This is a genomic window from Haloterrigena sp. KLK7, from assembly GCF_037914945.1.
Classification (GTDB): Archaea; Halobacteriota; Halobacteria; order Halobacteriales; family Natrialbaceae; genus Haloterrigena; species Haloterrigena salinisoli.
Window position 1 is genome coordinate 3,080,237 of record NZ_CP149787.1, and the last position, 13,521, is coordinate 3,093,757.

The window sequence follows — 13,521 nt, forward strand, 5'->3', positions numbered from 1 at the left end:
GTCGCTTCCCTCGAGAGAGGGCCGCGAGATCGCATCGAGGCCGGGCCGTAATGCGCCGCCGTCGATCGTTTGAGGAAGGTATAAGTGGCCGTCATCCGCATTGTACACCAATGGCTGACATCCGGACGTACACCCTCATATACATCGCACTGGTGGCGCTGGCGACGGGGAAGTTCGTCTTCTTCCACCTCGAGGCGTTCACCTACCAGATGGCGCTGATCGGAACGATCATCCTGGCGATCATCAAGGTCGGGCTGATCGCCGGCTACTTCCAGCACCTGAAGGAGGAACCGCGGTCGATTAGCTATATGATGGCGACCGCCGTCTTCATGGTCTTCCTGCTGACCATCGCGGCGGGCTACTCCATCCAGTAATCGCGTTCGCCGCCACCGACGACGGCGTACCCACCACCCGCACTGTCCGCCATCGGTCTCCGATTCTCCTCGACTCGGTTTTCGTCCGATCGCACTCCGCTCGAGTCGCGCGTCTCTCGTGACCGCTCGAGAAGCGGCGGTCCTCAGACCGGTTCGAACCACGGTCGGAGCGAAGCTCCTCCCTGATTCGAACCGGCTTCACGTCTGCGTCTGTCGCTCACGGGTGTTCGCGACAGAACAGGGATCAGACCGGTTCGAACCGGTAGCCGTCCCAGTCCTGGCTCTCGGGCTCGCGGATGCCGGCATCGGGCTCGCGGAGTTCCTCGACGTACACGGGTTCGACTTCGTCGCCGGTCTCGATGTCGTCGGTCGTCACTTGACCGATCGCGCGGACCGACCGGCTCTCACCGTCGGACGTCTCTCCGATCTCGAACTCGACGACGGCGAGGGTATTCGGTTGGCGGACGCCGGGGGGCGTCGCCGTGCTCGTCGTCCAGGTGATGACTTCACCGGTGTACTCACTGAGGTCGATCGTCTCCACCGGTTCCGCACCGCCGCGACTGCGCGGGTGGCCGGGGTAACTGATCGAACCGTCCTCGTAGCGGATCGCTTCCATCGTCATCGTGCTGCCTCCATGATGGTCGTGATAACGCAGTTACCGAAGCCGCCGACGTTACAGCAGAGGCCGACGTCCGCGTCGACCTGTCGCGGCCCCGCTTCTCCGATCAACTGTTCGTAGATCTCGACCCCTTGTGCGACCCCGCTGGCGCCCAGCGGGTGACCCTTCGACTTGAGTCCACCGGAGGTGTTGATCGGCAACTCTCCGGTGTCACGCTCGGTGTAGCCCTCCTCGACGAGTTTCCACGCTTCGCCCTGCTCGGCAAAGCCGAGTCCTTCCATCTGGAGGAACTCGAGGATAGTGAACATGTCGTGGAGTTCGGCGACGTCGATATCGTCGGGGCCGTAGCCGCTCATCTCGTAGGCGCCCTTCCCGCTCTCGACGACGCCGCCCATCACGGTCGGATCCTCGCGCTCGTGGACGACGTGGGTGTCCGTCGCGCCGTCGACGCCCGAAATGACGACGTAGTCGTCGGTGTACTCCCGAGCGGTCTCCTCGGAACAGAACAGGAGGGCGGCCGAGCCGTCGGTGACCGGACAGAAGTCGTACAGCCGCAGCGGATCGGCGATGATCGGCGACTCGAGGATCGTCTCGACGTCGACCTCCTTCTGGAACTGCGCGTGGGGGTTGTCGACGCCGTTCCTGTGGTTCTTAGCGGCGACCCACGCGAGGCTCTCTCGGGGCCCGTCGAACCGCTCGAGGTAGTTGCGCGCCGTCAGCCCGGCGAACGAGGGGAGCGTGACGCCGTGTTTGTACTCGACGGGGTGCCCGACGGAGGCGATGATGTCGGTCGATTCGCCGGTCGTCCGATGAGTCATCTTCTCGCCGCCGACGAGCAGCGTCATATCGCTGGCGCCGCTGGCGATCGACTGCCAGGCAGCGTACATGCCTGCGCCGCCGCTCGAGCTGGTCTGGTCGACGCGCTGGGTGTACGCCGGCATCGCGCCGAGGTCGTGAACGAGGGCGTTCATCACGCCCGTCATGCCCTCGAACTCGCCGCTGGCCATATTCGACACGTACAGATGGTCGACGTCGCTGGCGTCGGCACCCGCGTCCGCCAGACACTCGAGGCCGGCCTCCGAAAGGAGGTCGAGGATCCACTCTCCCTCGCGTTGCCCGAACTGGGTCATCGATGCGCCGATGACTGCTACATCTTGTGCTGTTGTCATCCCGTAGACGACGAGTACCACGAAGTTCAGCGTAAAAACACGGCCTTGCGACAGCAGGTGAGACGGCGCAGAAGCTATTTACTTCCGTTCGGTCACCGCTCGAGACGATCATCTGGCGGGCATCGTCTCGAGACGGACGGTGGCGCCTCGACTCTCGGGGAACGCACCGAGCGCCGTCGCTGGTGGGTGTCGAGAACGGCGAGAAGAAATGGAGTCCGTTGGTCGCCGCCGAACATCTCGCGCATCAACCGATAAAAGCCAATAAAATCTAAAAAGAAGGTGAATATTTCCGCATTTAAATCGACGGTTCAACGCCGGGAGAGATTCCTCATGGATGTCATCAATATAGCCGCGTAGCTCGTCATGACCGTCTTGAATGGAGTGAAGATCAACGTCTACATGCCTGTGTTATTGGCTTTGACGCTGCTCTGCAGAATCTACCCATTGACTCTTCTAACCTTCAGAATCGCCGGATTCTTCGGCGAGGTCCCACACTCGTACCCAATCAATTACCATCTCTTCGATCCATTCTTCGTTTAGGTTTGCGTTGCCGAAGCGGTTGACATGGTTCGAGAAGATGAGTCCAAACGGGAGGGCGGCCCCATTGTTTAATGTCGCAAACAGTTCTGATGGACCATCTCGTGTGTTGATGTGGTCTCCGTTAAAGTACCATTCAATGCGGTCTTCGAACCACGCACAACCATACGTGTTGAACGTCTCGGTAAGATCGATCTCTGTTTCCGTTGAGTGCGTGTCGTGGGCATGTGTATCCTGATCGCCGGGCTCAGTGCTCTGCGTCCAGTGGGCGTCCGTTTGGAAGGTTTGTCGCTCGCTTTCAGGAGTATCTCCTTGCTGAAAGAGTTCAACCACGTCAATCTCGGGCGGCCAATTCGTATTCGCAGGCATCGCCCAGAACCCGGGAAGGATGCCGGTTCGGCCGGGCATCTGCATTCGCGCTTCCATATACTGTCCCCCGCCGCCCTTCACTGGATTCACTGGAATTCCTTCTGGGGGGTGCCAGTCCAGTCCGTAGGTGCTGGAATTGAGCACCCCCTGATAGCAGCCATCTGGTCCAATTCCCTGTGATTCGACCTGGAGGCGGCACTGATTACCATCCACGACAACGTGATCTTCGCTCACGGCTGCGTCGTCATCCGGAATCGCATTGCTGTTATCAATAAAGCTGATTGCCCAGCGTGAGCGGTCTAATTCGTTTCCGTCCCATTGTTCGTCGAGACGAAGCGTCCAGTTTTCCTCTTGGCGTTCTGGTGGTGGGGCCAAATCGCTGGTAGCGACATCGTTGTTGAGGCGACGGTTTGCGAACCAGCCGATGCCCGCGAGAGTTGAAACCCCGACAGTGCCTTTCACGAGGACGTTTCGGCGGCTGGAAGTCATTGGAGTAGACGTTGGGGCTGCCTTTGTTTACGCATTATCCAACGGGATTGAGAGGGTATAGCGTAATTGGGTATTACTTGGGAGTCACCTCGAACGTTAGCGTTCGCTTTTGGATCGTGGCCTTGAGCGCGAACAGGATCGGGAACGTCCACAGCGTCGCGTACAGGAGTTGCGTGAGGATGTTGGAGAGCGAGTAGAACTTGATGGCTTGGGTGGTACTCTCGAAGTCTATCGCGCGCCTGCTCTCGCTGTAGGAGCGATAGACGTGGTGGAGCCAGACGAGGAGGTTCGCCGTTACGATTCCCGTCACGACAAGCGGAAGTGCTGGTGCGCTTCCAAGGAGCGTGAGAACGAGGACAGCAATGCCAACCGGAACTCCGATGATATTGGTCATAGAGATAATCTGGCTCGTTACAGTGTAGTTCATGAACTGGAGTTTCTCCCGCCAATTCAGCAGCGACGCGGTGAGTACTTCGTATGGCCCGTGCACCCAGCGCGTTTTCTGGGTGAGCCATGCATCGAGCGTTTTCGGACACAAGTCTTCGATGTACACGTCGATGATTCCGTGCGAGAATCCGTGTTTGTACGCTTCGATGCCGAGGTACATGTCCTCCGTGATGGTGTAGGGATTCCAGCCACCTAGCTCGTAGAGATCCTCCGCGCGGAGGAAATATGCCTTGCCGAGCAGTTGGTACGGTTTCGTTGACGTCCGCTCGTACACTGTCTTACACCACGTTGCAACGCCCATCGATTCGAGCATCGGCAACCACCCGTCGCCAATATTCCGGACTGTTTGTTTCGCCTGCACGATATCGTAATCCTCGAGCCCAACAACACCATGTTTGAACAGCCCCGGATCGAATCGAGTGTCCGCGTCGAGGACGGTGACGATCCCCTCGAAGTCGCGTGTGTACAATGTGTACGTGAGGGCGCGGGCCTTGTTGCGTGGCATTGTCACTGCTTCTTTTCCCCGCTCTTGTTCGATACGCTCCCACACTGGATCATCTTCCTTGACCAGCACTGTCTCAATATCGAGGTCGGACGCGTATTCGCCGATCACGTCGTCGTTTTCCTCGTAGATCAGGTACGCCGTGACACGGTCGGCGGGATAGTCTGCCGCGTGGACGTCTTCGAGGGTGTCCTCGATTATCTCTCGTCGCTCTTTATGTGCGGCGATCAGTACGTTGACGTGGGGGTACTCGTCTGGTTCGCGGGTGGGGACGATCTCTTTCGGTTTGAGATATAATGAAATGACCCCGAGGTTATTGACGAAGTAGATTCCTTGTGTAATTATAAACAATACAACGATTGATTCGTACAGGTTTAAACCGATCATGCTCTAGGATTTTCTGTCATACAATCGAACTTTCGAGATACAGCACGGCCGTCGCAGACGCTACACGCCTGCACTGTGATCAGAGATAGGCCCTCCATTCGCTAGTCGTTCTCAGAAGGGGTGGTGATGTTCTTCTTCCCGGACCACAGTTCCCTACCGCACTCGACACAGAGACAGCCTCCATCGGCTGTCAGGGTTGTCGGCGCGCCACATGGGAGGCATTTGACCAGTGCGTTTCGGGTATTCCGGGGGCGACTCATTGTGCACTCTCCTGCTGACGAAGCTCAGTCCGCGTACTATCAAGCGTCACTATCACCAGCCTGCCGCGCTATGTGTTAAAAACGAGAAGGACGTTACAAGGTGTAGTCTTGCGGTGGGCAGATGAAACTCTTCGTGATTTCGACCGTTTACGAAAACTCTCATCATTGTATATCTCACCAGTTATGATAGGGAATCTTCACATAGACATAATATAAGCTTGGTTGCCGAGCAATATTTTTTGCGAGCATTAAGAGTGGCGTTTTACTGGAGAACAACGATATTGCGCTCAAGACATATCCTCCTTCTCTCAACTAACCAGCGGAGAATTCGACAACATCCACTCAAACAGCAAAAAGAGACGGTCCCTCTGCCCGGTCACTCATTCCCGCCAACAGCAAAAAGCTAAGTTTACTGGGTAATGATCGATTACGGTGTCCGAACCCGCACTTCATCGATATAGACACCACCGGTGTCAATATCGAAGTGCAGAACGCCGCCGTCGTAGCTCGAATCCGCAACGGTGATCGTACCGTCGGTCTCACCATCTACCCGGATGCGGATCTCTTCCTCACTGAATTTGATTTCTGCAGTATATAACTCAAGCGCAGTTCCGTTCGCGTATGTGCCATCGCCACCGAGCCAGCCCCATCCTGCAGTATCGAGCAGTGCGATCTGATCACGATGAATATCCAATCGGTAGCAGTCGCCGACCACCCTGCTCGCGTCACCGAAGCGGCAGTTCAATTGCTGTGTATCCGAGTGATCGAACGCGAAGTCAAACTGCAGCGTTGTCCCGCGTTCGAACGCAGGTTGACCGTCCCATGTCAATACGGACCATGGGATATTGGTGACGGCTGAGTGCGATCCAGACGACGCCACATCACTGCTGACGCCCCATGCGCCCGTTGTGTACCACTCTCCGAACTCTCCTCCGTCGAAATTGTCGAGGATTATCCACTCGTCAGATTCGTCCGTCTCGTTGGTCTCTTCCGAGCTATTTTCATCGCTTTCACCGTCGAAATCCCAGACACGAACCCAATCGATTACCATCTCCTCAGTCCACGGGTCGTAGAGGTCGGCTTCGCCGATACGATTCACGTGATTTGAGAAAATTAATCCAAACGGCCGGGCGTCCTCGTGGTTCAACGTCTCTAGCAGTTCATCGGGCGAATCCCGCGTGATGACGTGTTCGCCATTGAAATACCATTCAATGCGGTCTTCGAACCACGCACAGCCGTACGTGTTAAATGTCTCAGTGAGATCAATCCCCGTCTCAGTCGCGTTACCATTGTGGAGATGAGTATCCATATCTCCCGGTTCGGTGCTTGAGGTCCAGTGGGCGTTCGTATGCAGCGTTTGGCGCTCGCGCGATGGGTTGTCGCCATACTGGAACAGTTCGACAACGTCGATCTCCGGTGGCCAGTTCATGTTCGCCGCGTGGCCCCAAAATCCGGGAAGAATACCCGTTCGACCGGGCATCTTGATTCGGGCTTCCATGTACTGCCCTCCTTCTCCCGCGGCGGGATCGATCGGAACGCCTTCTGATGGATGCCATCCTTCACCTCCCGTACTCGAGTTGATCACTCCTTGGTAACACCCATCTGGCCCCGTTCCTGTAGATTCAATCAAGAGACGGCACTGATTATCCTCGACGACAACGTGCTCGGGGCTGACAGATGCATCGTCGTCTGGAATCCAGTCCTCGTGGTCGATAAACCCGACCCCCCAACGAGAGGTATCGAACTCGTTCCACTGTTCGTCGAGGCGAAGCGACCACTCTCCCGCGGGGCCGTCGGGATTGTCCCCAGTCACGAAATCTGTTTGCTCTTCTTCCACAATATCGGTGTCGGACGACTCATCTGTTGTTCCCTCGTCCTCACTCTTTTTCCAGTCTTTTCCTTGCGATTTTTTATATTGCTTTGCGGCGGCACAACCGATTCCAGTTACGGAAAGCACGCCGACGGCGGATTTTAGAAGTGCACGTCTTCGTGAGTCATTCATTTATCGTCATACACCAGTTATATAGTGAAGAAATTGCATACGTGAATATCTTTCTATTGATATATTCACTTATTATGAGGTGTTCCATACCGCGCTCAGCGTCCATGTGGTCAATATCAAACCCGCCAATGCGATCAAACGCCACCTCCACACCGGACTGAGAGTCCCAATACAGGTGATTTCTGGCATGTGGATACACTGGCGTACTTCGCAGGTGCGTTACCACCACTGAGGTTCATCTGCGAAGAATTCGAAGCCGCTACCGAAGAAAGACCATTACAGCAACGAACGCGACTTCCGTATCACGTACAACCAACGCAGTTCACCTCCGTCCCCTGCTGGTCAGGCGACGATGTCGGACTTCTCCTCACCTCACTTCCTGACGATTATCGCAAACTGGAGTGTGGTCCCTTCCACACTCGTCGACGGCTCTATCTCTTCAGCCGCGCGACCAGCGGCGAATATGGCATGATCTTGACCTCCACTGCACCCCGATGCGCCGATACCAACAATCACTCCCCACACATTCACTGTTACGAAGCAGAAAAACACTCGATTGACAGCGCTCGCGCTCGTTTTCGTCGTGTTGTACGTGATGTTCGCACTCACGGACTGACTCGAGGCGAGAGATTCCTACACGCCCGTGAATTCTACAGCGATCAGAATCAGAATAAGAGGTGTACTGAGGAGTACTGCAAGTATAGAGAAACCCAAATAGAAGGTTTATCGACACGGACGTTCGTTCGAATCTTCCGCATAAACGTAGTTAATATGCTCAAAGGAATACATCCAGTTTCGTAACCCAACAGCAAACAATGCTGCGGACTCGTTCACGAAAATCCTACCAAGGAGCGTATTCCCGGCCAGTTCTCCCATAAAATCATACATTTCCCCAACTCCAGTAGCATACTTAATATTCTAGTTATTATTCCTATAGGACTATCATCTGATACGATCTCTCCCTGGAACTCGGGTAGAACCTCAGTTATCCCGAAGAATTCCTCGAATCCAAGAAATAAGGAGCCAAACACAATGAAAACCCCAGCACTGATCCCAAACCAAATTCGTGCCTTCCTCTCGGCTTCACCGAACACGTCTGCCACTGATTGATCAGCAGTTTTTGTTTCGATTCTCGGTTCCGTATGCACGTGTGGTGGGGTATGGCCATTCCAATACCGTGGCAAGGTTTTCTGGAATCAATATAAGATGCGATGGAAGTACACAGCCAAACTTCCAAGCAGAAGCACGAATGTGGCCATCACATCCATATCGAGAAAAATGGTGACCCACCAGGATTGATCAGATCGAAACGTGGGAATATCGGCGATACTCTCGATGAGACTGACGGTGAATATAGGGAGGATTCAAGGGCAAGAGCAGCTGAGAGTCCTACGTATCGACGCCCCCAGAGACCTAGAACGCCCCGAACGGTTTCACGAGCCGGGAGATACGGCCCGAAAATGCGCGTGAGAATTCCTCTGCCTCTGCCTCTACCTCAACTTAGCGGCAAGGGGTGCCGCGTTGAGTAGGGGTTAATCCCCTCCTCCAAACATCTCGCGCATCATCGGGTGCATCTCCATCATCTGCTCTTCGGCGATCTCCTCGTAGAGCTTGTAGGTGATGGAGACGGCCAGCAGCAGGCCGGTCCCGGTGACGCCGCCGATGGTACCGAGCATGTTCGCCCAGACGGCCAGCAGGCCGACCAGCGCGCCACCGATGACGGTCACTTGCGGGATGTACCGCTCCATGACCTTCTCGATGACGCCGACGTTCTGTCGGAAGCCGGGGATCTGCATCCCGGAGTTCTGGATCTGTTTCGCGGTGGCTTCGGGGCCCATGTTGGTCGTCTCGACCCAGAAGATGGCGAACACCGCGCCGCCGACGACCATGAACGTCACGTCGATGGACATCCGGATCAGCACCTGCCAGGCCTCTTGGCCGACGTCGGCCGTGAACCACATCCAGTCGGCCGGCGAGTAGATCGGCGCGAAGTAGTAGAAGAACCCGCCGTCGGGCTGTCCGTTAGAGTAGGTGCCGAGCCACGCCAGTTCGCGTCCGAACAGTACGATCGGCCCTTCGCCGTTGCCGCCGCCCTGCGTGGCGAGGATCTGGCCGATGAACTGCAGGTTGGCCTGCAGCGCGCGAACGAGGATCATCGGCAGGACGCTCGCGTAGATGAGCTTCACGGGGAAGCGACCGCGGGCGCCCTTGACGCGGGCGTGACTGAGCGGGATCTCGACCCGCACGGACTCCGCGTAGACGACGATCCCGAAGATCAGCAGCGTCGTCAGCAGCGCGATGAGCTGTCCGCCCTGGTCGGTGACCAGGAGGGTCATCAGCCCGTCACTGGAGACGAGCGAACCGACCTGGATTTCGCCGGTGAAGATCATGTACCAGTTGTAGAAGAACCCGCCCTGGGTCGGCTGCAGGAACCCGGTGACGAGGCTCTGGCTCACGCTGGCGATGATGAACAGGCCGATCCCGCTACCGACGCCCCACTTGCTGACGACTTCGTCCATGTACAGCAGGAGGATCCCGCCGGCGAAGATCTGGGCGAAGATCAGCAACTGGACCTGCGTCTGATCGAACTGGAGACCGCCGAGGCTCAACGACTGCATGGCCGGAAGGAAGTCGCCGGCGAACACCATCGGGAGCGCGGTCAGCGCCGTCATGATGACGACGAGCAGCTTCTGCAGTCCCTGGTAGAGCACCTGATCACGCGGGTCGTCCGTGTCGAGACCGAGCAGGTTCGCTCCACCGAGCAACTGCAAGACGATGCTCGCGGTGACGATCGGTCCGATACCGACCTGCAGGATCGAGCCCATCTCGCCGGCCAGTACCGAGCGGAACTGGCCGAAGAGGTCGTTGGCCCCTCCGGTTTGCACCCCGAGCAGCGCGATGTTCGTGAGGAAGAAGTACAACACGAGGATGCCGGCCGTCCACATGAGCTTGCGCTTGAAGGGAACGTGTCCCTCCGGACGGCGCACTGTGGGCATCCGCGTCAAGACCGGTTCGGCGGCTTCCTTCCATCCCATATGTTATTCCTCGTCCTGTTCGGCGTCGGCGTCCGCTTCGGAGTCGTCCTCAGCGTCAGCCTGCGCTCGTTCCGTAAGCACCGCCTCGCCGCCGGCGGCCTCGAGTTTCTCCTCGGCTGCATCCGAGAAGGCGTCCGCCGTTACCTCGAGGGCGTTGCGGACCTGTCCGGAACCGAGGACTTTCACCTTGTCGACCTCGTGGCCGTCCTCGACGACATCGCGGGCGTCGATCGCGTAGCCGTCGTCGGTCTCTTCGGCCTGCCCCTCGGCGACGTAGAGGATCGCGTCCTCGTCTAACTTCTGGACGTCGATCTCCGCGACCTCTTCGCGGATGTCGTGGGGGCGCTTGAAGCCGTGTTTCCCCTTCGGTTCGTAGTTGTGGAATTCGTGTTTGCTGCGTCCGGCACGGCCGCGACCACCGCGGTGGCCCGCACCGCGTCGGTTCTTGTGGGAACCGCCGCTGTGCGTTCGCGATCCGCGCTGGCGTCGTTTTTTACTCGTCATGGTTATCGCATCGATTCTAGCAGGTCGTTAATCTGCCCCGTTGTATGCTTTCCGAGTTGACCGCCCTCGGCCGTCGGTTTCTTGATACCCTCGTGACCGCCACGCGGGGGGTGGAGTCGCAGCGTCGGCGACAGCCCCTGCTCGCGCAGCGTCGTCTCCTCGGCCAGGAGCGCGTCGGCCAGGTCACCGAAGTCGTCGTAGTCGGTGTTGTCGGCCAGCCACTCCGCGTCGACGTCCGACTGGTCGCCCTCGAGGGGCTCGGCGCGCTTTTCGAGCACGGTCTCGAGCACCTCGGCGTCGGGTTCGCCGTGGGCGACGTAGTCGTTGACCTTGTGGATCATCCCCGTGTAGGTGTCGGTCTCGGGGACGAGCGCACAGTGGTTGACGCTGTGGATGTTGAGCATCTGCAGCGTGTCCTCGACGTCTTCCTGTCGGTTCACCTCACCGCGTACCTGCACGACAGCCTTCATTACTCACTCACCTCGGCTTCGTCTCGAGCGGCGCTCCGCCGTCGCGGGTGACGCGACTGGGAGGCGTTCTCGAGCGCGTTGAACGTCGCTTTCGCGAGGTTGACCGTCGTTCGAGTGTTGCCGTGGCTCTTGGTCCAGGCGTTCTCGATGCCGGCCAGCTCGAGGACGTGTCGAACCGTGTCGCTGGCGGCCAGTCCCAGCCCCTCGGGGGCGGGGATGACCTCGACCTCGACGGAGCCGGCCTTGCCGGTCGTCTTTCGGGTCAGCGAGTGGGGTCGGTCCGAGCGGTCCTCCCACGACCCGGAGCCGCGGGGCACCTTGATCATGTTCAGCTTCGCGATACCGATCGCCTTCTGGATGGCGGAACCGACCTGATCGTCTCGGCCCTCCGCGTAGCCGACGTAGCCGTCGCGGTTGCCCACGACGACGACACATCGGAACTTCACGCGGCGTCCGGAGTCGGTCATGCGCTGGACCATGTTGATGTCCAGCACTTCGTCGTCCAGCCCCGGCAGGAGCTGGTCGACGATCTCGGGCTCCTTCAGCGGGAGGCCCGAAGCGAGGGCGTCGTCCATCGTGTCGATGTCGCCCTCCTGGACCATCCGGCCGAGACGGGTGACCGGCTGCCATCCGTCGTCGTTGTAGTCGTTTGCGCTCATTCGAGGATCGCCTCTCGTACCTCGTCGAAGTGTTCTGGTAGATCCGTTGCGTCGAAGTCACCGCTGTAGAGCGGCTCGTCTCGCTGCTCGGCGTACTCGGCGATGTGTTCGCCGCGGGTACGCGACCAGTCCGCGAGCACGCTGTCGTTGTGCGGGATCTCGAGGCCGGCGTCGATCGCCCCCTCCTGTACCGCGAACACCTTGTTGCCGGGCGTCGCGGTGTTGAGACCGATGTCGAGTACCGCTTCCTCGACACCCGCCTCGACGGCTCGCTGGCCGGCCAGCAGGCCGGTCAGGTAGGCCGCGGAAATGTTACTCGTGGGTGCTTCCCAGCCGTACTCCTCGAGATCGCTCGAGTGTGCGCTCGCGAGCGTCTCGTCGCCCTGTGGTCCGGGGGTGATCAGCTGCGCCGTAGTGTGCTTGTTGCTCTTGCGAGCGACGAGGCGCGGTTTGCCCGATTTCAGCAGGCGCAACCTCTGATGGTAGTCCGTCCGGACCTCACGGCGACGCCGCATCGGAACTTTGTATCGTGGTCCTGTCGCCATTATTGGTCACCGTAGTTGTCGTCGATGTAGTTCATCAGGTACCGGACGCTACGGAACTCTCCGCCGCCAGCCTTCTTGTAGAGCTCGCGGTACTGCGTGGGCGTGATTTCGCCCTTGTCGCGGAGGTCACGCAGCTTCCGTCGCTGTGCGCGAATCTTGTCCTGCCACTCTTCCTTCTCGTTCTGGCGGGCGCCCTTCTTGCCGCGGCGCTTGCCCGGGCCCTTGCGGTGGCCGTAGGCGCGCTTCTCGTTGCGTTCGCGAGCGCGGCCGCGGGAATTGCCCTTCGCGTCGTCGGCCTGAATGCGACCCTCGTCGACGAGTTCGCGTATCTCGTCGCGAGTGATCGCCTCGGCGATGTCGCTCTGGGCTTCGGGGTCGAGCCAGACGCGGTTCTCGCCGACGTCGAGGACGTCGGCTGCGAGTCGCTTCTGTGCGGAGAGATCAGTCATTGGATTCCACCTCGACTTCCTCGTAAGTCGGGTTCAGGACGCGAACGCCCTGTTCCTCGGCCTGCTCCTCGATCCGTTCGCGCTTGCGCGCGCCGACCGAGGAGGCGATTCGGACCGCCTCGCTGTCGCCGTCGACGCCCTCGAGGTCGTCCGTGTTCTCGACGTAGACTTCCTCGAAGCCGCTGGGGTGTTTGCCCCGGACGGCCGTGGGCGTGCGGTAGCCGGCCTGGACCTTCGGACCCTTGCCCTTGACGCCGCGGCGCTGCTTCGACAGCTGGCCGCGCGGGCGTCGCCAGGATTCGGGCGTCCGCTTTTTCTTGTGGTAGTCCTGTCGGTTGAACTGCGGCTTGCCCTCGCTCTTGCGGCGGTTGAGCAGCCGTTGTTCGTCCTCGGAGAGATCGGGCGTCTTCTCGGTCAGCCCGCGGGGCTGAAGCTCCGTCTCGACGTCCTCCTCCGGCGCTTCCTCCTCGGCGCCCTCGTCCTCGATCTCGGCCTCGGTCTCCTCGGTGACCTCGAGGTCACCGACGTCGGCCTTGATACGTGCGGCGAGTGCGTTCCCGATACCGTCGGCCTCGGCCAGGTCGTCCTGGTCGGCCTCTTTGACGTCCTCGATGGACTCGAAGCCGGCATCGCGCAGTGCGTCGGCCTTACTCGCGCCGACGCCGCTGATGTCCTCGAGTTCCTGTGGTTCTTCGTCTGCCATC

At 59.0% G+C, this 13,521-nt stretch carries 14 protein-coding genes; 1 reads left to right on the forward strand and 13 read right to left on the reverse strand.

The genetic code is table 11. The features are described from left to right. The first annotated feature begins 110 nt into the window (after nucleotides 1-110). Complete coding sequence (locus WD430_RS15195) at nucleotides 111-374, forward strand: cytochrome C oxidase subunit IV family protein (protein WP_339103270.1); 264 nt, start codon at nucleotides 111-113, stop codon at nucleotides 372-374. 244 nt (nucleotides 375-618) lie between these two features. Here the strand turns inward: WD430_RS15195 and WD430_RS15200 are convergent, their stop codons facing one another. From WD430_RS15200 to WD430_RS15260, 13 genes are all read right to left on the reverse strand, one after another. Beyond that, nucleotides 619-996: a nucleic acid-binding protein gene (locus WD430_RS15200; protein WP_339103271.1), complete on the reverse strand. Its 378-nt coding sequence runs from the start codon at nucleotides 994-996 to the stop codon at nucleotides 619-621. After that, on the reverse strand, nucleotides 993-2,162 hold the full coding sequence (locus tag WD430_RS15205) for a thiolase family protein (protein ID WP_339103272.1): 1,170 nt from the start codon (nucleotides 2,160-2,162) through the stop codon (nucleotides 993-995). Before WD430_RS15205 ends, WD430_RS15200 begins: the two co-directional genes overlap by 4 nt. A gap of 453 nt (nucleotides 2,163-2,615) precedes the next feature. Then, nucleotides 2,616-3,557, reverse strand: a complete 942-nt coding sequence (locus WD430_RS15210; RefSeq protein WP_339103273.1) for a family 16 glycosylhydrolase — start codon at nucleotides 3,555-3,557, stop codon at nucleotides 2,616-2,618. Nucleotides 3,558-3,630: 73 nt separating this feature from the next. Beyond that, a complete protein-coding gene (locus WD430_RS15215; protein WP_339103274.1) occupies nucleotides 3,631-4,893 on the reverse strand; it encodes a glycosyltransferase family 2 protein in 1,263 nt (420 codons plus the stop codon). 687 nt (nucleotides 4,894-5,580) lie between these two features. Further along, a complete protein-coding gene (locus WD430_RS15220) occupies nucleotides 5,581-7,155 on the reverse strand; it encodes a family 16 glycosylhydrolase (protein WP_339103275.1) in 1,575 nt (524 codons plus the stop codon). Nucleotides 7,156-7,985: 830 nt separating this feature from the next. Continuing rightward, nucleotides 7,986-8,258 (reverse strand): hypothetical protein, encoded by a 273-nt coding sequence (locus WD430_RS15225; RefSeq protein WP_339103276.1) that lies wholly within the window; start codon nucleotides 8,256-8,258, stop codon nucleotides 7,986-7,988. Between the two features lie 429 nt (nucleotides 8,259-8,687). Then, nucleotides 8,688-10,190 (reverse strand): preprotein translocase subunit SecY, encoded by a 1,503-nt coding sequence (secY, locus tag WD430_RS15230; protein WP_339103277.1) that lies wholly within the window; start codon nucleotides 10,188-10,190, stop codon nucleotides 8,688-8,690. Between the two features lie 3 nt (nucleotides 10,191-10,193). Then, on the reverse strand, nucleotides 10,194-10,694 hold the full coding sequence (locus tag WD430_RS15235) for an uL15m family ribosomal protein (RefSeq protein ID WP_339103278.1): 501 nt from the start codon (nucleotides 10,692-10,694) through the stop codon (nucleotides 10,194-10,196). 2 nt (nucleotides 10,695-10,696) lie between these two features. After that, nucleotides 10,697-11,164, reverse strand: a complete 468-nt coding sequence (locus tag WD430_RS15240; RefSeq protein ID WP_339103279.1) for a 50S ribosomal protein L30 — start codon at nucleotides 11,162-11,164, stop codon at nucleotides 10,697-10,699. Next, entirely contained in the window at nucleotides 11,164-11,823 is a 660-nt protein-coding gene (locus WD430_RS15245; protein ID WP_339103280.1) for a 30S ribosomal protein S5, read from the reverse strand. Before WD430_RS15245 ends, WD430_RS15240 begins: the two co-directional genes overlap by 1 nt. Next, on the reverse strand, nucleotides 11,820-12,368 hold the full coding sequence (locus WD430_RS15250) for a 50S ribosomal protein L18 (RefSeq protein ID WP_012943402.1): 549 nt from the start codon (nucleotides 12,366-12,368) through the stop codon (nucleotides 11,820-11,822). The genes WD430_RS15245 and WD430_RS15250 overlap by 4 nt, the downstream gene beginning before the upstream one ends. After that, nucleotides 12,368-12,817, reverse strand: a complete 450-nt coding sequence (locus WD430_RS15255) for a 50S ribosomal protein L19e (protein ID WP_008894877.1) — start codon at nucleotides 12,815-12,817, stop codon at nucleotides 12,368-12,370. The genes WD430_RS15250 and WD430_RS15255 overlap by 1 nt, the downstream gene beginning before the upstream one ends. Beyond that, a complete protein-coding gene (locus tag WD430_RS15260; RefSeq protein WP_339103281.1) occupies nucleotides 12,810-13,520 on the reverse strand; it encodes a 50S ribosomal protein L32e in 711 nt (236 codons plus the stop codon). Before WD430_RS15260 ends, WD430_RS15255 begins: the two co-directional genes overlap by 8 nt. Nucleotide 13,521: the final 1 nt, after the last annotated feature.